Origin of the sequence: Streptomyces sp. NRRL F-6676, from assembly GCF_000725625.1 — a bacterium.
Classification (GTDB): domain Bacteria; phylum Actinomycetota; class Actinomycetes; order Streptomycetales; family Streptomycetaceae; genus Streptomyces.
In genome coordinates, this window is the sequence record NZ_JOHS01000014.1 from 104,379 (window position 1) to 124,890 (window position 20,512).

General features: G+C 73.6%; 13 protein-coding genes. 9 read left to right on the forward strand and 4 right to left on the reverse strand.

Annotated features, from left to right (window positions below):
• Positions 1–67: 67 nt before the first annotated feature.
• The gene (locus tag IO29_RS11805) at positions 68–2,869 is read right to left on the reverse strand and encodes a lysylphosphatidylglycerol synthase transmembrane domain-containing protein (protein WP_030379329.1); all 2,802 of its coding nucleotides are present in this window, start codon (positions 2,867–2,869) and stop codon (positions 68–70) included.
• A gap of 185 nt (positions 2,870–3,054) precedes the next feature.
• Between IO29_RS11805 and IO29_RS11810 the strand changes: the two genes are divergently transcribed.
• The 5 genes from IO29_RS11810 (at position 3,055) to nudC (ending at position 13,373) form a co-directional block, all read left to right on the forward strand.
• On the forward strand, positions 3,055–3,420 hold the full coding sequence (locus tag IO29_RS11810; protein WP_030379330.1) for an MGMT family protein: 366 nt from the start codon (positions 3,055–3,057) through the stop codon (positions 3,418–3,420).
• Between the two features lie 266 nt (positions 3,421–3,686).
• Positions 3,687–7,034 (forward strand): ATP-dependent helicase, encoded by a 3,348-nt coding sequence (locus IO29_RS11815; RefSeq protein WP_078618226.1) that lies wholly within the window; start codon positions 3,687–3,689, stop codon positions 7,032–7,034.
• A 111-nt stretch (positions 7,035–7,145) separates the two neighbouring features.
• Positions 7,146–10,847, forward strand: a complete 3,702-nt coding sequence (locus IO29_RS11820; protein ID WP_030379332.1) for an ATP-dependent helicase — start codon at positions 7,146–7,148, stop codon at positions 10,845–10,847.
• Positions 10,848–10,857: 10 nt separating this feature from the next.
• Positions 10,858–12,261 carry a dipeptidase gene (locus IO29_RS11825; protein WP_030379333.1) on the forward strand — a complete coding sequence of 468 codons (1,404 nt, stop codon included), beginning with the start codon at positions 10,858–10,860 and terminating at the stop codon, positions 12,259–12,261.
• A gap of 164 nt (positions 12,262–12,425) precedes the next feature.
• Positions 12,426–13,373 (forward strand): NAD(+) diphosphatase, encoded by a 948-nt coding sequence (nudC, locus tag IO29_RS11830; protein WP_030379334.1) that lies wholly within the window; start codon positions 12,426–12,428, stop codon positions 13,371–13,373.
• An 80-nt stretch (positions 13,374–13,453) separates the two neighbouring features.
• On the opposite strand, the gene IO29_RS11835 is transcribed toward nudC, so the two are convergent.
• Complete coding sequence (locus tag IO29_RS11835; protein WP_030379335.1) at positions 13,454–13,708, reverse strand: mycoredoxin; 255 nt, start codon at positions 13,706–13,708, stop codon at positions 13,454–13,456.
• A 199-nt stretch (positions 13,709–13,907) separates the two neighbouring features.
• Here IO29_RS11835 and IO29_RS11840 point away from each other — a divergent pair, with 199 nt between their 5' ends.
• The 4 genes from IO29_RS11840 (at position 13,908) to IO29_RS11850 (ending at position 17,475) form a co-directional block, all read left to right on the forward strand.
• Positions 13,908–16,127: an ATP-dependent DNA helicase UvrD2 gene (locus IO29_RS11840; protein ID WP_078618233.1), complete on the forward strand. Its 2,220-nt coding sequence runs from the start codon at positions 13,908–13,910 to the stop codon at positions 16,125–16,127.
• Positions 16,128–16,293: 166 nt separating this feature from the next.
• Positions 16,294–16,614, forward strand: a complete 321-nt coding sequence (locus IO29_RS36525) for a hypothetical protein (protein ID WP_078618228.1) — start codon at positions 16,294–16,296, stop codon at positions 16,612–16,614.
• A 172-nt stretch (positions 16,615–16,786) separates the two neighbouring features.
• Positions 16,787–17,155, forward strand: a complete 369-nt coding sequence (locus IO29_RS11845) for a WhiB family transcriptional regulator (RefSeq protein WP_030379337.1) — start codon at positions 16,787–16,789, stop codon at positions 17,153–17,155.
• Complete coding sequence (locus IO29_RS11850; protein ID WP_030379338.1) at positions 17,152–17,475, forward strand: hypothetical protein; 324 nt, start codon at positions 17,152–17,154, stop codon at positions 17,473–17,475. Before IO29_RS11845 ends, IO29_RS11850 begins: the two co-directional genes overlap by 4 nt.
• A gap of 173 nt (positions 17,476–17,648) precedes the next feature.
• On the opposite strand, the gene IO29_RS11855 is transcribed toward IO29_RS11850, so the two are convergent.
• Positions 17,649–19,172: an ABC1 kinase family protein gene (locus tag IO29_RS11855; RefSeq protein ID WP_051707536.1), complete on the reverse strand. Its 1,524-nt coding sequence runs from the start codon at positions 19,170–19,172 to the stop codon at positions 17,649–17,651.
• Entirely contained in the window at positions 19,165–20,409 is a 1,245-nt protein-coding gene (locus IO29_RS11860) for a TOMM precursor leader peptide-binding protein (RefSeq protein ID WP_030379340.1), read from the reverse strand. Before IO29_RS11860 ends, IO29_RS11855 begins: the two co-directional genes overlap by 8 nt.
• Between the last annotated feature and the right edge of the window lie 103 nt (positions 20,410–20,512).

Genomic DNA, 20,512 nt, shown 5'->3' on the forward strand with positions numbered 1-20,512 from the left:
GGATAACCCTCTGACCTGCGGCTTTCCGGGATTGAGGTAGCGGGAACCGGGACGGTCCCGGCCTTTCCTACAGCGCTTCCCGGCGGGTGAGGTGGTTGAAGAACAGCCAGCCCGGCAGCACCGGCAGCCACAGCGTCAGCAGCCGGTAGAGCAGCACCGCGGGGGCCGCGACCTCCTTCGGCAGGCCGACGGCGATCAGGCCGACCGTCAGCGTCGCCTCCACCGCGCCCACACCGCCCGGGGTCGGCGCGGCGGAGCCCAGCGCATTGCCGGCGAGGAAGACGACCGCGACGCTGGCGATGCTCAGCGAGGTCGAACCGTCGCCGAACGCGCGGATCGACGCGTCCAGGCACATCACGAAGCAGGCGGTCAGCAGCAGCATCCCGCCGATGCCCGTGATCAGCTTCTGCGGCCGCTGCAACACGTCCAGCATGCGCGGCACGACGCCCGCGAACAGCGACCGCACCCGCGTGACCACGAACTTCCGCAGGAACGGCACCGACGTGACCACGAGCACCAGCACCGCGACCGTCAGCAGGCCCGCGATGACGGTCCGGGACGGGGAGAGCGACGGCGTCTTCTCGGTGCCGGTGAGATACCCGAACGACAGCAGCATCAGGATGTGGCAGCCCAGCCCGAACAGCTGGGAGGCGCCCACACTGGCCACCGCCAACCCCGGCCGCACCCCCGCCCGCTGCAAGAACCGGGTGTTGAGCGCGACACCGCCGACCGCGGCCGGTGCGACGATCTTGACGAAGGAGCCGGCCACCTGCGCGGCCACGGTCCGCGGGAACGGCACCCGCTCCGGCACGAACCCCAGCAGGCTCATCGCGGCGGCGACATAGCTCAGCGCCGAGAAGCCCACGGCAGCGGCGACCCAGCCCCACTGCGCGCTCTCGAACAGTGTGTCGAACTCGATGTGGGTGAGCTGCGTGAGCAGGAAGTACGCGCCGATGGCGCCCGCGATGAAGCTGATGAGCGTGCGCGGCCGCACCCGCTCCAGGCGGACCGGCTCCACCGGGGCCTGCGGGCGGATCCGCAGCACCTGATGGCGGATCTGGCTGAGTAGATCCTCCTCGCGCACCTCCTCCAGGGCGTCGTCGATCGCCCGTTTCTGCGCCCGCTGCTCGGCCCGCACGGCCTTCTTGTCGGGCCGCTCGCCCTTGTCCAGCCGGACGGCGGTGCTGCCGGTCCGTTCGGCGGCCTCCCCGGCCGGCGGCTCGGGGTGCTCGTCCCGGGCGGGCCTGGACTGCCGGTACGCCTCCAGGACGGCCTCACGCTCGCGTTCCGCCCGCTCCCGGCCGAGTCTGCGCAGCGTCGCGCGCGTGGCGCGGGTCAGCGCGATCGGCTGGAGCATCGGCAGACAGTCGGCGACCGCGTCGGGGCCGAGAACCTCCACGGCCGCGGCGACCGCGCGCTCCGCGCCGACCCGCAGCCCGAACGTGGTCAGCAGCTGCGCGATGTCCATGCGCAGCACCAGGTCGCCGGCCGCGATCTCCCCGCCGCGCAGATCGGTCAGGATGACCGTGCCGGAGCGGTCGACCAGGACGGCGTCGCCCGCCAGTCTGCGGTGCGCGATCCGGCGCGACTGCAAGGAACGCACCTGCTGCCAGGTGTCGTGCATCAGTCCGTCGGTGATCCGGGGGTCGTCCAGCGAGTCCAGGGTGCGGCCGCCGGTGTGCTCGTAGACCAGCATCACGGCGTCGGGACCCAGCTCGGAGGTGGCGATCAGCTTCGGCGCGTTGGCTCCGGCCGCGATGGCCGCATAGGCCAGCAGGGCCTCCTGCTCCAGCGCCTGGCGCAGCGACTGCAGACTGCTCCGGGTGGTGATGCCGCGCAGCGTCAGCCGCCGCCAGGCCCGGTAGAAGAACCCCTGGGCCTGCTGCTCCCGGTCGACGACCGTGACGTCGAGCGGCGGGCCGTCCTCCAGGGTGACGAAGTAACGCCGGCCGCGGTCGCTGTTCTCCGGGCTGTCCGGGAAATCCTCGCGGGCCGCCGTCAGCGGATGGAACCCGACCGTGCGCAGCCCCGCCATCAGCGTCCGGCCGGTGGGACGCACGTTCGGGGAGCCGACGGCGTACAGCGTGCCGTAGGCGACGCTCCAGCCGATCAGCACCGTCAGGATGATCGAGAAGGGGGTGGTGTAGCCCGTGACGAGCATCGAGAACGCGTCCAGGAGCAGCACCACCCACAGCACGGCCCGCCAGCGAGGCCTGCGGGACATCCCGACGGCCGTCATATAGGCGATGACGGGGGCGAGGTAGCCGTGCACCGGGTCGGTCAGGGCGTGCGTGTCACTGGGGGAGGGCTGGGTGAGCGCCTCCTGGATGGAGTGGGGGGCCGCCTGGGCGACCCACAGGTCGGTGGCGAGCGTCACCCCGTGCGCGAGGACGGCGGCCAGCACGCCGTCGGCGATACGCAGCCCGTCGCGTTTGATCAGCCGTTCGATCGCGAAGGCGACCGGGACCAGCAGGATCGCGATGCTCGACGCCAGGCCGGCGAGCTTGATCAGCAGGTCGGGGGCCTGTCCGGTGCCCTTGTTGATGTCCTGTTCGAGCCCCGAGGTGGTGCCGTGCGCGAAGGCCGCGATCATCAGCAGGACGACGACCGCGAGGAGCCCCACCCCCAGCCGCATGAGGTCCGAGGGACGGTGCACGCGCGCGGGGAGCAGCGGTTCGTCGCCCTCCACCTCGTCGTTGTAGATCTCTTCGGCCGGTTCCGGTCCCGCGCCGGACGCCTCGGGGGCGTCCGTCTCGTGGTCGTGCTCGCCGTTGTCCGGCCCGCTGTCGTCCGGCGCGGCGGTGTCCGGGCGCGACGACGCCTCAGAGGTGCCCTCCGCGCTCTCGGAATGCACACCCTGCTGTCTCATCGTCTCTTCTTGGTCTCGTATCACCTGTCACCGCCCGCACGATGGTGGCATGCCCGTCCGACATACGGGGTCATCAGGGTGCACATGCGGGAGCGCACAGTCTGCCCGACGCTCCCCTCGGGAGCGAGGGACGGCCCCGGCCGCCCCGTCTCCCATTGTCGGTGGCGTCGTGCAGGATGGGACGGATGAGCGAGGAGAGCCTTCCGGCGGGTGCCGTGCCGGAGTACGCGGAGCGGGTCCTCGAGGTCGCCGAGCTGATCCCGCCGGGGCGCGTGATGACGTACGGGGACGTCGCGGAGTGGCTCGAGGACGGCGGGCCGCGCCAGGTCGGCCGGGTGATGGCCCTGTACGGGGGCGCGGTCCCCTGGTGGCGAGTCGTGCGCGCCGACGGCGTGCTGCTGCCGGGAAGCGAGCTGAGAGCCCTCGGCCACTACCGGGAGGAGGGCACGCCCCTGAAGGAGGCCGGCCGGGCCGCCGAGGGGCATGTGCCCCGCCTCGACATGGCCCGGGCGCGCTGGGACGGCACCGGGCACGCACCGGGGCGGGCCTGATGCCCGCCGGCGCCGGCCGAGGCGGCGTGCGACCCGTGCCCCGTACGGGGGACAGAGGGCACTTGCGGGACATGACGTACGTTCGTGCGGTGAGGAACGCATGCGGTCCCTGTGCCCGCGGAGGCGGCCGGGAACGACCGGAAGGCGTTCTTCCGGCGGTGTCACCGGCGTAGCGTCGGCGGCACGCGCCGCCCTCACCCCACGGCCCCCGCCCGCCACGCGCGGCACCCCGCCCACTCGTACCAGCACCAGGACCGGCGAACCACGTGAGCTCCTCTTCCTCCACCAGGCGCCTGCCGCACCCCCCGGCGCGGCAGGGGAACCGTGGCGCTTACCGACTGGTCCGTACCCCGCCGGCCCGGCCGGCTCCCCCTCGTCTGGACGCCGGTCAGCGTGCCGTGGTTGACCACGGCGCCGGCCCCCTCCTCGTCCTCGCGGGCCCCGGCACCGGCAAGACGACCACGCTGGTGGAGTCCGTGGCCGCCCGGATCGCCCGCGGCACGGACCCGGAGCGCATTCTGGTGCTGACGTTCAGCCGCAAGGCGGCCGTCGAACTGCGCGACCGCATGGCGCTGCGGATCGGCGCGGAACGGGCGCCCCGGGCCACCACGTTCCACTCCTTCGGCTACGCCCTGGTCCGCGCCCACCAGGACAGCGGCCTGTTCGTGGAACCGCTGCGGCTGCTGTCCGGCCCCGAACAGGACGTCACCGTGCGCGAGCTGCTGGCCGGCCAGCCCGGCCTGGAAAAGCTCGGCCTCGCCCATGTGCGCTGGCCCGACGACCTGCGCGCCTGCCTCACCACCAGGGGGTTCGCCGACGAGGTCCGCGCGGTCCTGGCCCGCAGCCGCGAGCTCGGCCTCGACCCCGCCGCCCTGGAGGCGTTCGCCCGCCGCATCGGCCGCCCCGACTGGCTGGCCGCCTCCGCCTTCCTCGCCGAGTACCTGGACGTCCTCGACCTCCAGGGCGTCGTCGACTACGCGGAACTCGTCCACCGCGCGGTGCTCCTCGCCCGCCGCCCCGAGGTCGCCGAGCAGCTCGCCGCCCAGTACGACGCCGTCTACGTGGACGAGTACCAGGACACCGACCCGGCCCAGGTACGGCTCCTGCACGCGCTCGCCGGCGGCGGCCGCACCCTGGTGGCGTTCGGCGACCCGGATCAGTCGATCTACGCCTTCCGGGGCGCCGATGTGGGCGGCATCCTTCAGTTCCCCGACGCCTTCGCGCGCGCGGACGGCGCCCCGGCCCCGGTCCGGGTCCTGACGACGTCCCGCAGGTCCGGCGCGGCCCTGCTCGCCGCCACCCGCCTGCTCACCCGGCGGATGCCCCTGACCCGTCTCCCGGCCGAGAAGGTGCGCGCCCACCGGGAACTGACGGCGGCGCGCGAGGGCGGCCGCGTCGAGGTCCGCACCTACCCCACGGCCGGCACGGAGCTGGACAACATCGCCGACATCCTGCGCCGCGCCCACCTGGAGGACGGCGTCCCGTGGGGCGAGATGGCCGTCCTGGTCCGCGCCGGCGCCCGCAGTGTCCCGGGCGTCCGCCGCGCCCTCACCGCCGCCGGAGTCCCCCTCGACGTCGACGGCGACGACCTCCCGCTGCGCCACGAGCCCGCGGTGGCCCCCCTGCTGACGGCCCTCAGGGCGGTCGCCCGCGCGGAGGCGGCGGACGGTGACGGGGCGGACGAAACGGACGCGGAAGGCGCCGAGAACGAGCAGGACGCCGCGGCCGGCTGCTGGCTCGACACCGAGACCGCGCTCACTCTGCTCGCCTCGCCTCTGGCCGGCATGGACGCCGCCGACCTGCGCCGCCTCGGCCGCGCGCTGCGCGAGGAGGAGCGCGCCGCCGGCAGCCCCGTGCCACCGCCGTCCGACGACCTGCTCACACGGGCCCTGGCCGAGCCGGAGCGCCTGGTGGCGCACGACCCGGCGTACGCGCGCGGGGCGCAGCGCCTGGGCGCGCTGCTGCGGCGGACCCGTGAGCGCCTCGCGGGCGGGGGGACCGCCGAGGAAGCCCTCTGGGAGCTGTGGAACGGCACCCCCTGGCCGCAACGCCTGGAGCGGTCCTCGCGGCGCGGCGGCGCGGCCGGCCGCAACGCCGACCGCGACCTGGACGCTGTGTGCGCCCTGTTCGCGACCGCCGCGCGCGCGGAGGAGCGCGTCGGCGGACGCGGCGCCCTGAACTTCCTGGAGGAGATCGAGGCCCAGGACATCGCCGCCGACACGCTCACCCGCAGGGCGGTGCGCCCCGACGCCGTCCGCCTGATGACCGCTCACCGCTCCAAGGGCCTGGAATGGCACCTGGTGGTCGTCGCCGGCGTCCAGGAGGGGCTGTGGCCCGACCTGCGCCGCCGCGGCTCCCTGCTGGAGGCCGACCGCATCGGCCGCGACGGGCTCGCCGAACCGCTCAGTCAGGGCGCGCTCCTCGCGGAGGAGCGACGGCTGTTCTACGTGGCCGCCACGCGCGCGAAGGAGCGCCTCGTCGTCACCGCCGTGAAGGCGCCCGCCGACGACGGTGACCAGCCCTCCCGCTTCCTCGCCGAGCTCGGCGTCGAGCCCCGGGACGTCACCGGCCGCCCCCGCCGCCCGCTGTCGGTCTCCGCGCTCGTCGCCGAACTGCGCGCCACCACCGTCGACCCCGAGACCTCCCCGGCGCTGCGGGAGGCCGCCGCCCGGCGCCTGGCCCGGCTCGCCGCGCTCACCGACGAGGACGGCCGCCCGCTGGTCCCCTCCGCGCATCCCTACCGCTGGTGGGGCATGTTCGAGCCGACCGAGAGCAAGGTGCCGCTGCGCGACCGGGACAAGCCCGTCGCGCTCTCCGGGAGCGCCCTTGACCAGCTCGCCCGCACCTGCGCCCTCCAGTGGTTCCTGGGCCGCGAGGTGAAGGCCGACGCGCCCGCCACCGCCGCCCAGGGCTTCGGCAACGTGGTGCACGTCCTCGCCGACGAGGTCGCCTCCGGCCGCACCCCCGCCGACCTGGAGGTGCTGATGGAACGGCTGGACTCGGTGTGGAACGCGCTCGCCTTCGACGCCCCCTGGAAGTCGGACCAGGAGAAGGCCCACGCGCGCGTGGCGCTCGAACGCTTCCTGACGTGGCACATCGACTCGGGCGGAGTGCGGGCCGGCCGGACCGCGGTCGCCAGCGAACAGGACTTCGACGTCACCCTGGAGGCCGGTGACTACGAGGTGCGCATCCGCGGCAGCATGGACCGCGTCGAGACGGACGGCGAGGGCCGCGCCTACGTCGTCGACTTCAAGACCGGCAAACAGGCGCCCAGCGCCGCCGAGGTCGCCCGCCACCCCCAGCTCGCCGTCTACCAGCTCGCCGTCCGCGAGGGCGCGGTCGACGACGTGTTCGACGGCACCCGCCCGGAGCCGGGTGGCGCCGAACTCGTCCACCTCCGCCAGGGCGCCGCCAGGAAGGACGGCGGCGAGACCCTGCCCAAGGTGCAGTCCCAGGAGCCCCTGGAAGGGCAGTGGGTCGGCGAGCTGCTGGCCACCGCCGCCGGCAAGGTCCTCGACGAACGGTTCTCGCCGACGGCCGGGCAGCACTGCGCGCACTGCGCCTTCCGGGCCTCGTGCAGCGCCCGCCCGGAGGGACGGCACGTGGTGGAGTGAGGCCCCGGTTGCCTGCGTGACGGACGGCACCACCCGTGCCGACCTGCGCTTCTGCCGCCCCGAGGGCCGGCCGCGGCCTTCGTTGTCAGTGGCCGCCGTTAGCCTCGTTCCATGCCCGCCCCTCTCACCGACCCCGAGCAGCTCAAGGAGCTCCTCGGCATCCCGTTCACCCCGGAGCAGACGGCCTGCATCACCGCACCGCCCGCCCCGCAGGTGATCGTGGCCGGAGCCGGCTCGGGCAAGACCACGGTGATGGCCGCCCGCGTGGTGTGGCTGGTCGGTACCGGCCAGGTCGCCCCCGAACAGGTGCTCGGGCTGACGTTCACCAACAAGGCCGCGGGCGAACTCGCCGAACGCGTCCGCAAGGCCCTGGTCAGGGCCGGCGTCACCGACCCCGACGCGATCGACCCGGACAACCCGCCCGGCGAACCGCTGATCTCCACGTACCACGCCTTCGCCGGCCGGCTGCTCACCGACCACGGGCTGCGCATCGGCCTGGAACCGACCTCCCGCCTGCTCGCCGACGCCACCCGCTACCAGCTCGCCGCCCGCGTGCTCCGCGAGGCGCCCGGCCCCTACCCCGCCCTGACCCGGTCCTTCCCCGACCTGGTCGGCGATCTCCTCGCGCTGGACTCCGAACTCGCCGAGCACCTGGTGCGGCCCGAGGACGTCCAGGCGTACGACACCGGGCTGCTGGACACCCTGGAGGGCGTCCGGCTCGGCAACGCCGATCTGCGCAAGGTCCCCGAGGCGGCCGCCGCCCGCCGCTCCCTGGCCGGACTGGTCGCCCGCTACCGCGCCGCCAAACGCGAGCGGGACCTGCTCGACTTCGGCGACCAGATCGCCCTCTCCGCCGCCCTGGCCGGCCTGCCCGAGGTCGGCCGGATCCTGCGGGACGAGTTCCGCGTGGTGCTCCTCGACGAGTACCAGGACACCTCCGTCGCCCAGCGGGTCCTGCTCTCCGGGCTCTTCGGCGGCGGCACCGGCCACCCCGTCACCGCCGTCGGCGACCCCTGCCAGGCGATCTACGGCTGGCGCGGCGCCTCCGTCGCCAACCTGGACGACTTCCCCGAGCACTTCCCGCGTGCCGACGGCCGCCCCGCCACGCGCCAGGCGCTCAGCGAGAACCGGCGCAGCGGCGGCCGCCTCCTCGACCTCGCCAACGGCCTCGCCGCGCCCCTGCGGGCCATGCACGCGGGCGTGCAGGCGCTGCGCCCGGCACCGGGCGCCGAACGCGACGGCCAGGTCCGCTGCGCCCTGCTGCGCACCCACGCCGAGGAGATCGACTGGATCGCCGACGCGATCGCCCACCTGGTGCGCACCGGCAAGGAACCCGGCGAGATCGCGGTCCTGTGCCGCACGGCCGGCGACTTCGCCGAGATCCAGGCCGCCCTCGTCGCCCGTGACGTGCCCGTGGAGGTGGTCGGCCTGTCCGGGCTGCTGCACCTGCCCGAGGTCGCCGACCTGGTCGCCGTCTGCGAGGTGCTCCAGGACCCGGGCGCCAACGCCTCCCTGGTCCGCCTGCTCACCGGCCCGCGCTGGCGCATCGGCCCGCGCGACCTGGCCCTGCTGGGGCGGCGCGCCCGCCTTCTCGTGTCCCACGCGCGCGTGGCCGACGACGACCCCGATGTGCGCCTGGCCGCAGCGGTCGAGGGCGTCGACCCCACCGAGGTGATCTCGCTCGCGGACGCCCTCGACACCTTTCTGGAGCTGCCCCTGGAGGCGGAGCACGAGGACGACGGACTGCCGTTCTCGTCCGACGCCCGCGTACGGTTCGCGCGGCTCGCCGCCGAACTGCGCGACCTGCGCCGCTCGCTCGCCGACCCGCTGATGGACGTGCTGCACCGCGTGCTCGCCGTCACCGGCCTGGAAGTCGAGCTGTCCGCCTCCCCGCACGCGCTGGCCGCCCGCCGCCGCGAGACCCTGGCCAACTTCCTGGACGTCGCCGCCTCCTTCGCCGCCAACGAACCCGAGGCGAGCCTGCTGGCCTTCCTGGGGTTCCTGCGCACCGCCGCCCAGTACGAGAAGGGCCTGGACAACGCGCTGCCCGGCGGCGAGAACACCGTCAAGGTGCTCACCGCCCACAAGTCCAAGGGCCTGGAGTGGGACGTCGTGGCCGTCCCCGGACTGGTCACCGGCACTTTCCCGAGCACCCAGGGGCGTGAGAAGTGGACCGCCCAGGGCAAGGTGCTGCCGCATCCGCTGCGCGGCGACGCCGACACGCTCCCCGAGGTCGGCTCGTGGGACTCCCGGGGGCTGCGCGCCTTCCACGAGGCGATGAAGGAGCACCAGCACACCGAGGAACTGCGCCTCGGCTACGTCACCTTCACCCGCCCCCGGTCGCTGCTGCTCGGCTCCGGTCACTGGTGGGGCCCGTCCCAGAAGAAGCCCCGCGGGCCCTCGGACTTCCTCACGGCCCTGTACGAGCACTGCGCCGCCGGGCACGGCGAGATCGAGGCCTGGGCGGAACCGCCGGCCGAGGACGAGGAGAACCCCGCCCTGCTCGCGGCCGCCGCCGACCAGGCCTGGCCGCTCCCGCTGGACGAGGCGGCGCTGGCCCGCCGCCGGGCCGCCGCCGAGACCGTACTGGCACACCTGGACCGCGCGCTCACGCACCCCGAGGCAGCGGCCGCCCGCCCCGGGGCCGCGCACGCGCCTTCCCCGTCCCCCTCGTCCTACGAGGACCCGGACTGGCCGCCGCCGGACGACGAGCCGCCCTACGATCCGCCGGACGACGAGCCGCCCTACGACCCGCCGGACGACGAGCCCCCTTACGAGCCGCCCTACGACGAGCCGATCCCCGAGGAGGGCACCGGCCCCGACACCTCCGACTGGGACGCGTGGACGGCCGACCGTCCCGTCGTGCCGCACCAGGCACCGGCCCCCGAGTCGTCGGCGGACCCGGAGCGGGTGCCCCGGTCCCGTCCGGGCGACGCCGCCGGTGGTGATCCGCTGACCCCCGAGGAGGTCCGCACGCTCGCCTCCTGGGACCGCGACCTCGACGCGCTCACCGGGGAGCTGCTGCGGTCCCGCGCGCGCGTCACCGAGGTCGTCCTCCCGGCCACGCTCAGCGCCTCACAGCTGATGAGACTGGCCGCCGACCCGGACGGTCTCGCGCAGGAACTCGCCCGACCCATGCCCCGCCCCCCGCAGCCGGCCGCCCGCCGGGGCACCCGGTTCCACGCCTGGATCGAAACCCGGTTCGAGGCCCTGCGACTGCCGATGCTGGAACCCGAGGAGCTGCCCGGCACCGAGGCGGAGATCGCCGACGAGCGCGACCTGGAGGCCCTCAAGGACGCCTTCGCGCGCACGCCCTACGCCCACCGCACCCCGTACCGCGTGGAGGCCCCCTTCCAGCTGGGCATCGCCGGACGTGTCGTACGGGGCCGCATCGACGCCGTCTACCGCGACGGCGAGGGCGACGCGGCGACGTACGAGATCGTCGACTGGAAGACCAACCGGGCGCCCACCGCCGACCCGTTGCAGCTGGCCGTGTACCGGGTGGCCTGGGCCGAGCAGCAGGGCGTGCCCCTGGAGCGGGTCACGGCCGCGTTCGTGTACGTGCGCGGCGGCGAGGTCGTACGGCCGCGGAATCTGCCCGGCCGTGCCGAACTGGAGCGGCTCCTCGGCGCCGAAGAGGCCGACGAACGGGCCGGCGGACGGACCGACGCGGAGCCCTCGCCGTCGGCCGGGGACGACGGGTCGTTCGACGGCGGCACCGCAATGATCATCGGCGAACCCGAAACGATCACCGATGGTGTCCCGCCGCCCACCGGCGAACCGCCGGGAGGGGATGTCGGTCCAGGCCGATAGGCTCGTGGGTATGAGCACCACCCCGGACAGCGCCGTCCGCACGTACATCGACCGTCACCGCGCCGCCTTCCTCGACGACCTCGTCGAGTGGCTGCGCATCCCGTCGGTGTCCGCGCAGCCCGAGCACGCCCCGGACGTACGGCGCAGTGCCGAGTGGCTCGCCGCCCGGCTGGCGGAGACCGGCTTCCCGACCGCCGAGGTGTGGCCCACCCCCGGCGCCCCCGCCGTCTTCGCCGAGTGGCCCTGTGAGGACCCGCGGGCGCCCACCGTGCTCGTCTACGGCCATCACGACGTGCAGCCCGCCGCCCGTGAGGACGGCTGGGACGGCGACCCCTTCGCGCCGGAGATCCGCGGCGACCGCCTGTACGCGCGCGGAGCTGCCGACGACAAGGGGCAGGTGTTCTTCCACACACTGGGCGTCCGCGCGCACCTGGCCGCCACCGGGCGGGAAACCCCCGCCGTCCACCTCAAACTGCTGATCGAGGGCGAGGAGGAATCCGGCTCCCCGCACTTCCGCGCCCTCGTGGAGAAGAACGCCGGCCGGCTCGCCGCCGACGCCGTGATCATTTCCGACACCGGCATGTGGTCCGAGGACACCCCCACGGTCTGCACGGGCATGCGCGGCCTCGCCGAGTGCGAGATCGTCCTGCACGGCCCCGACCAGGACATCCACTCCGGCTCGTTCGGCGGCGCGGTCCCCAATCCGGCCACCGCCGTCGCCCGCCTGGTCGCCGCGCTGCACGACGAGCACGCGCGCGTGGCGGTCCCCGGCTTCTACGACGGTGTGGCCGGACTCACCGACCGCGAGCGCGCCCTCTTCGCCGATCTGCCCTTCGACGAGGAGCGGTGGCTGCGCACCGCGAGATCCACGGCCACCCACGGAGAGGCCGGCTACACCACCCTGGAGCGCGTCTGGGCCCGCCCCACCGCCGAGGTCAACGGCATCGGCGGGGGCTACCAGGGCCCCGGGAGCAAGACCGTCGTCCCCTCCTCTGCGCGGGTCAAGCTGTCGTTCCGGCTGGTCGCCGGGCAGGACCCCGACCACATCGAGAAGGCGGTGCGCGCCTGGGCCGCCGACCAGGTGCCCGCCGGGATCCGCTGCGAGATCACCTTCGGCCCCGCCACCCGCCCGTGCCTGACCCCACTGGACCACCCGGCGCTCCAGTCGGTCGTACGGGCGATGGGCCGGGCCTTCGGCCGGCCGGTCCGGTACACCCGGGAGGGCGGCTCCGGCCCCGCCGCCGACCTCCAGGAGGTGCTCGGCGCCCCGGTGCTGTTCCTCGGCATCTCCGTGCCCTCCGACGGCTGGCACGCACCGAACGAGAAGGTCGAGCTGGACCTGCTCCTCAAGGGCGCCGAGACCGGCGCCCACCTGTGGAGCGACCTCGGGGAGAACTGGCGCCATGAGCGCTGAGCGTCCCGCAGGGCGGACCGGCCGCCGCCCCCGCCCACGGGCGCGGCACACTGGAGGAACCGCCCCGGACACCCCGAACCCGCCGGATCCGGTCGCCTCCCGCCGTACGTCCCGTTGAACCGCCCACCGAATCCACCGCTGCACTGGGGGAGTTGGAAGCACCTGTGACCACCTGGACCGACCACACCGCCGACCGCGACCGGCCCGTCTCGCTCACCGCCCCGAGCGGCGTCGACCGGGCCGCCCACCACCGGCTCGACGAGGCATGGCTCGCGGCGGCCTGGAGCCACCCCTCGACGCGCTGCTTCGTGGTCTCCGGCGGCCAGGTCCTCATCGACGAGACGGAGGACGGCAGGACCGAACTGGTCATGACGCCGTCCTTCGAGGCCCCGCTGACCGAGGCGCACCGCTACTTCCTCGGCACGGACGACGACGGGGTGAGCTACTTCGCCCTCCAGAAGGACGCGCTGCCGGGCCGCTTCGACCAGTCCGCACGCCCCGCCGGGCTGCGCGAGGCCGGGCTGCTGCTGTCCCCGCGCGACGCGGGCCTGATGGTGCACGCGGTCGCCCTGGAGAACTGGCAGCGTCTGCACCGCTACTGCTCCCGCTGCGGCGAACGCACGGTGATCGCGGCGGCCGGCCACATCCGCCGCTGCCCCGCGTGCGGTGCCGAGCACTACCCGCGCACCGACCCCGCCGTGATCATGGCGGTCACGGACGACCAGGACCGCATCCTGCTCGGCCGCCAGGTGCACTGGCCCGAGGGACGCTTCTCCACGCTCGCCGGATTCGTCGAGCCGGGGGAGTCCATCGAGCAGTCCGTGCGCCGGGAGGTCTTCGAGGAGGCCGGCATCACCGTCGGCGAGGTCCAGTACGTCGCCAGCCAGCCCTGGCCCTTCCCCTCCAGCCTCATGCTCGGGTTCATGGCCCAGGCCACCGACACCGACATCAACGTCGACGGCGATGAGATCCACGAGGCGCGCTGGTTCTCCCGCGAGGACCTGCGGGCCGGCTTCGAGTCCGGCGAGGTCCTTCCGCCGTACGGCATCTCGATCGCGGCCCGCCTGATCGAACTCTGGTACGGCAAGCCGCTGCCGACCAGGGCCGTCTGAGGCGGGAGACCGCGACCGGACGACGACGTGCGAAGGCCCCCGCACCTGCGGGGGCCTTCGTGTGAAAAGGGGGGCGGGCGTCAGGCGGCCATGGCCTGCTTGACCTGGGCCAGGGACGGGTTGGTCATCACGGTCTCGGAGCCGGAGGGGGAGACGACCAGGACGGTCGGAACCGTCTGATTGCCGTCGTTCACCTTCTCCACGAACGCCGCGGACCGCGGGTCCTGCTCGATGTTGATCTCGTCGTACGAGATGCCTTCACGGTCCATCTGGCTCTTCAGCCGACGGCAGTAGCCGCACCACGTGGTGCTGTACATCGTCACAGTGCCCGACATGTCGGTCCGTGCTCCTTCTCTCGTCAATGAGCGGGATGCGTGATCACTGACCTCTTGAACGCATGTCAAGGTTCCGTCATTCCCCGGGCGCGGCCGCTTGCGCCGCCGACGCGAGAACGGACGGTATTAGTACGACTACAGGTGCCTCCCTGTGGACAACCCGCCGCATCCGTCCCCGCCGACCTGGCAGCATGGCGGGGTGACAGCAGCAACGCATTCCCCCCTCTTCCCACGGGTACCGGACTCCCCGGACGCCGTGCTCGACGGGCTCGACCCCGAGCAGCGCGCCGTGGCCACGGCCCTGCACGGCCCGGTGTGCGTGCTGGCCGGGGCCGGGACGGGCAAGACGCGGGCGATCACCCACCGCATCGCCTACGGGGTGCGCGCCGGCATCCTCCAGCCCTCCAGCGTGCTCGCCGTCACCTTCACCAACCGCGCCGCGGGCGAGATGCGCGGCCGGCTGCGCCAGCTCGGCGCCGCAGGCGTCCAGGCCCGCACGTTCCACTCCGCGGCCCTGCGCCAGTTGCAGTACTTCTGGCCGAAGGCGGTCGGCGGCCCCCTGCCCCGGATCGTCGACCGCAAGATCCAGCTCGTCGCGGACGCGGCCGCCGCCTCCCGCATCCGCCTCGACCGCAACGAGCTGCGGGACGTCACCGCCGAGATCGAGTGGTCCAAGGTCACCCAGACCGTCCCCGGCGACTACGCCGCGACGGCCGCCAAAGCCTCCCGCGCAACCCCCCGCGACCCCGCCGAGATCGCCAAGCTCTACGAGGCCTACGAGGAGATCAAGCGCGACCGCGCCGTCATCGACTTCGAGGACGTGCTGCTGCTCACCGTCGGCATCCTCCAGGACCGGCGGGACGTCGCCGAGCAGGTCCGCGCCCAGTACCAGCACTTCGTGGTCGACGAGTACCAGGACGTCAGCCCGCTCCAGCAGCGCCTGCTGGAACTGTGGCTCGGCGACCGCGACGACCTCTGCGTCGTCGGCGACGCCAGCCAGACGATCTACTCCTTCACCGGCGCCACCCCCGACCACCTGCTCGACTTCCGGGTCCGCCACCCCGGGGCCACCGTCGTCAAGCTGGTCCGCGACTACCGCTCCACACCCCAGGTGGTCCACCTCGCCAACGGACTGCTCTCCCAGGCCCGCGGCCGCGCCGCCGACCACCGCCTGGAGCTCGTCTCGCAACGCCCCGCGGGACCCGAGCCCTCCTACGCCGACTACGCCGACGAGCCCTCCGAGGCCGAGGGCGCCGCCCGTCACGTGCGCGCACTGCTGGACTCCGGGGTCCCCGCGGCGGAGATCGCGATCCTTTTCCGCACCAACTCCCAGTCCGAGACGTACGAACAGGCGCTGGCCGACGCAGGGATCCCCTACCAGCTGCGCGGCGCCGAGCGCTTCTTCGACCGGCCCGAGGTGCGCAGAGCGATCCACGCCCTGCGCGCCGCCGCCCGTTTCGGGGCCAACGACTCCCGGCTCGACGACGCGGACGACCTGCCCTCCCAGGTGCGGGCCGTGCTCTCCGGCGAGGGCTGGACCGGAGAACCACCGGCCGGCTCCGGCGCGGTCAGGGAACGCTGGGAGTCACTGGCCGCGCTGGTGCACCTCGCCCGTGACTTCGCCGCCGCCGGACCGGCCGTCACCCTCGCCGACCTCGTCGCCGAACTGGACGAACGGGCCGGCGCCCAGCACGCCCCCACGGTGCAGGGCGTCACCCTCGCCTCACTGCACTCCGCCAAGGGACTGGAGTGGGACGTCGTCTTCCTGGTCGGTGTCGCCGAGGGCATGATGCCGATCAGCTACGCCAGGACCGACGAGCAGGTGGAGGAGGAGCGCCGGCTTCTCTACGTCGGCGTCACCCGTGCGCGGGAACGTCTCTTCGTCTCCTGGGCGCTCTCCCGCTCGCCCGGCGGGCGCCCCAACCGCCGTCCCAGCCGGTTCCTCGACGGACTGCGCCCCGGCTCGACCGCGGCGGGAAGCAGGAGTGGCGGCGCGGGAGGCGCCGGGGGAGTGGAGCGCGGATTCGGGTCCGCCGCCCGCGGCGCCGCGCCGGGTGCCGTGCCCGCCGCCCGCCGCACCCGTCGGACGGTGGCTCGCTGCAAGGTCTGCGGACGCACCCTGACCGAGGCCGGAGAGATGAAGCTGATGCGCTGCGAGGACTGCCCCTCCGACATGGACCAGGGGCTGTACGAGCGGCTGCGGGAGTGGCGGGCCGTGCAGGCGGGGCGCAGCGGACAGCCGGCCTTCTGCGTCTTCACCGACAGGACGCTCATGGCGATCGCCGAGACCGTGCCCGAGGAGCCGGAGGAGCTGGCACGGATTCCCGGCGTCGGCATGCGGAAGTACAAGCGGTACGGAGCCGACGTGCTGGCCATCTGCGCAGGCCAGGAGGTTGGGGAGGGCGAGGGGGAAGTTTGAGGCCAACTCGTCGAAAAAATAGTTTGCGCATGCCCGGGGAATCCCCATAGGTTCTAAGCCACGGGGACGGCGGCCTTCTCCAAGGCCCTGATTCCGTGTTGTACTTGCACATCCGAACGGATCGGCTCACCGCCGGTCCCAGAGACGCCGAAGGGAGGCGAGTTCAGTGATCAGCATCAACAGCAGCTTCGTCAGCACCGCCAAAATGACCGATCGCTCGGCCGTCTCCGCGTGCACGCAGGGCGTCTCGAACCTGGGCACCGGTGTGTCCGGCATTCGTGCCGACCGTCCGGTGTCCTCCCTGCCTCTCTCGGGCCTTCCCGTCCGTGAGCGCGATGAGCGACCGACCAAGGCACTGGAAGCAGTAGTGGCACAGGCGCATGCCTATGCCTTTGCCGCCGCCGGTGCCGGATTCCGGAAGCAGACGACGCAGCACCACCTGATGTGGGCCTTCCGCGGGCCTGAACCCTGGAGTGATCCAGCCTGATCGCCGATCAGGCAGGCGCCTTCAGGGCCGCGGAACCCAACCGGGATCCGCGGCCCTTCTGTTTGTCCCGTACCGGGACCGGCAGCCGAAGGACCTCGGAACAAGAAAAGACCCGGTACCAGCCGCCACCCGGCCCCACAGGGCCGGACCGACCAGACGAGGAAGACGAACCGTGCAACTCGAAGCGCACGTCCCGTCCGTACCGCCTTCCGACACGATCCCCAAGCCCGTCCTTCCGGAGGACTCCACCTTGACTCCGCTCACCGCGCTCACCGCGCTCGACGACGCCATCGAGAACCTCGGTGTGCCCGTCCCCTGCCGCTCGTACGACCCGGAGGTCTTCTTCGCCGAGTCCCCGGCGGACGTCGAGTACGCCAAGTCGCTCTGCCGTACCTGCCCGCTCGTCGACGCCTGCCTCGCCGGCGCCAAGGAGCGCCGCGAGCCCTGGGGCGTCTGGGGTGGCGAACTGTTCGTCCAGGGCGTCGTCGTCGCCCGGAAGCGGCCGCGTGGCCGCCCGCGCAAGAACCCGGTCACGGCATGAACACCCCCGGCACGATCAACCGTCCCCTCACGCTCGACCCCACGAAGCAGGCCCCGATGAAGCCGTCCACCAGCGAGCCGACCGGCTCCGCGATCGAAGACGTCACCACCACCGGTGCGAACGACTCGCGCCAGAACAGGACCCGCGAGATGCAACTCATCCCAGAAGCCCTGGCTCGTGCGCATATGCACGACCGACTGCGCGAGGCCGAGCGGGAACGCCGGGCCGTGCGCCTGGCGGTGGCCCGCCGGATGCAGCGCCGGGCCGAGCGCGCGTCGCTGCGCGCCCGCCGCGCGCTGGCCATGGCCGTGATGCAGTGACCCACGACAGCCGCCGCCGACACCGACGTCGCCGACGGTGACTCCACCCGGGGGCCGGTCCACCAGGACCGGCCCCCGGTCCCGTTCCCGTACCCCGCACGCACCCCGCGCCCGCCGGGCGGACCGGCGGCACAGGCCTGACCGGACAGGCTTGACCGGTCGTGCCCGCCCGGTCAGGCCTGTGCCGCCGACCGTTCCCCGGAGCCGTCACCGAGTTCGTCCCCGGCCTTCTGCTGTCCGGGGAGCTGTACCGCCTCGCTCTCCTCGTCGTCCACGGCCTCGTCGGCCTCGTCGTCCACGGCTTCGTCGGCCTCCGTGAACTCTTCCGTGACTTCTTCCGGCTCCACCAGGTCGTCCGCGTCCTCCTCGATGGCGAAGCCCGGCAGCCACTGTTCCAGTTCCTCGCGCAGCCGTACCGTCGCGCCCAGCTGGCACAGCACGCCGATCGTGCTGAGGGTGACCCGGTGGATCAGCAGGTAGGACGGGGGCAGGTTGAGCTTCTTGCCCAGTTGGTAGGCGGGGGAGCGGGGGTCCGCCACCCGGGCCGCCTGACTGCGCATCCAGCCGCGGGTGAAGGTGAACTCCTCGACCCTGGCGGGTTCGATGATCGGCAGGAGGTAGTCCAGGACCGCGTCAGGGTCCAGATCGATGGACTCCCTGACGAAGCCTTCCTCCCGCAGATGCGTGTAGACGAAGTCGGCGTCGCCCTCGAGTGTCCTCCGCAGCGAGCGGCCTATCGGTGCCGGCAGGCCCCCGGGGAGCCGGTCGACCGTGCCGAAGTCCAGAACGCCGAGCCGCCAGTCGTCCTCGCCGTCCGGCCCGCCGGGCAGCAGCCGGAAGTTGCCCGGGTGCGGGTCGGCGTGGAGGAGACCGGTGCGGGCCGGTCCGGAGAAGAGGAAGCGGGCCAGCAGCTGGCCGGCGCGGTCGCGCTGCTCCTGGGTGCCGTTGGAGATGATCTCCGACAGCGGTGTCCCGTCCATCCACTCGGTCACCAGCACCTGCTCGCACTGGTGCACCACCGCCGGCACCACCACGTCCGGGTCGTCCGCGAACTCCTCCGCGTGCGCCTGCTGTGCCGCCGCCTCCAGGTCGTAGTCCAGTTCCTCGGAGACCCGGTCGCGCAATTCGGTGATCAGCGGCTTGATGTCCATGCCCGGGACCAGCGGACCGAGCAGCCGGGCGAACCGGCTGAGCTGGTTCAGATCGGAGAGCAGCGCGTCGCCCGCGCCCGGGTACTGCACCTTGACCGCCACCTCGCGGCCGTCGTGCCACACCGCCCGGTGCACCTGGCCGATGGACGCGGCCGCGGACGGCTTGTCCTCGAACTCCAGGAACAGTTCCTGCCAGCCCTCGCCCAGCCGTTCCGTCAGCACGGCGTGGACGGTGCGCGTCGGCATCGGAGGGGCCGCCTCCTGGAGCTTCGTGAGCGCGGCACGGTAGGGCCCGGCGACCTCCTCGGGCAGGGCCGACTCGAAGACGGACAGGGCCTGCCCGAACTTCATGGCGCCGCCCTTGAGCTCGCCGAGGACCTTGAACAGCTGGTCCGCGGTGCGCTGCTGGAGCTCACGGCCCACGAGCTCCGCCGACTCGCCGACGATCCGTTTGCCAAGTCCCCAGGTCGCCCGTCCGGCGAAGCCGAGCGGGAGCGCGGCGAGCTTGGCGGTCCGGGTGACCGCCTTGCGGGGAAGATCAGACATGCGCCCTCCAAGTCCTGGACAACCGTGTCGCGGGTGCCTTGCGGGACATCTCCGTCGACGGCTGCCGCACCGCCATTGTCGCGCGTGCTCCGCCGTCCTCCGCGGCCCGTGCCCTGTTACCTTTCTCCGCCGTCTCCCCGTCGCCCTTCCGCGCCGCGCCGCAGGGGCACTCGGGGTGACCCCACACCGGGCGCGCGTGCCAGTCGAGCCGCGGCACCGAGGCCTCCCAGCGGGCGCCGGCGCTCGCCGGGGACTGGCCGTCGAGGAAGGCCAGCGCGTGTCCGGCGGCGAGCGAGGCGACCGTGGCCGCCAGTGCCAGGTCGCATGCCTGCCCGGGACGCGGGCGTCCCGAGCGCCACTGGGCGACCAGCCGCGGCCAGGTCTCGTCCCGGTCGGACCGGTCCCGGTCCAGACAGCCCGCGCAGGCGGTCTCCCCGGGCAGGACCAGCGGTCCGACCACGCCCGTGCCCTCGACGACACCCGCGTACATATGAGGAGTCCCGGAGGCGAGCAGCGGCTCGGCGGCGGCCGGGTCCGGGGCGTGGACGGCGAGCCCGTCGCGCGGGGCGAGAACCACCAGGTGCAGACCGGGGTCGGCCGCACCGCCGGTGCCTGCGGCGGTGGGCCGGCGACCCCGGGGCCGGTCGGGCGCCGCCCGGCGCACCGCCCGCCGGGCCGCCTCGTCCCGGCGTTCGCCGACCGACTCTGCCGGCAGCCCGCCCGGCGCCACGTCCCACGGCTCGACCCGCCCGATGTCCCGCACCTCCACCTCACCCACCCCCGCGCCCGCCAGTAGCGAGGCCAGAACGACGCCGACCCGTCCGGCCCCTCTGACCTGCACCCGCAGCGACCGGCGGGCGGCGAGCCGGCTCAGCCCGGCGCCCGGCTCGCGGGCGACGAGCGACAGGGAGGCGAGGTCGGGCCGGAGCCGGTCCAGGACCTCCTTCTTCCCCCGCAGCTCGGCACCCTCCGGGCCGCCGCCCGTCGCGTCGTCCAGCAGGCCCGACGCCGAGAGCCGTGCCACGAGCGTGTCCACATGGCCGTCCGGCAGACCCATCCGCCGGCTCTCGTCCCGCAACAGGGGCAGCCCCCGGGTGCCGTCGAGCAGGCCGAGCAGACTGCCCGTCGCCGTGTCCACCGGTCCCACCACCATGGCGTGCGCGGGAGCCATCCCGAACTGCACGGTGTTCAGATCACGCCAGCCGCGCCGCAGCGCGGGCTTCACCATCGGATGCATCACAGTCCCCCGTAGTCGTGTCGTCGGGTGTTCATCGACGAGTGCCAGCATGCCGCGCCGGCGGCGGACCGTGCCCCGAGTTGTCCACAGGCGCGGGCATTCG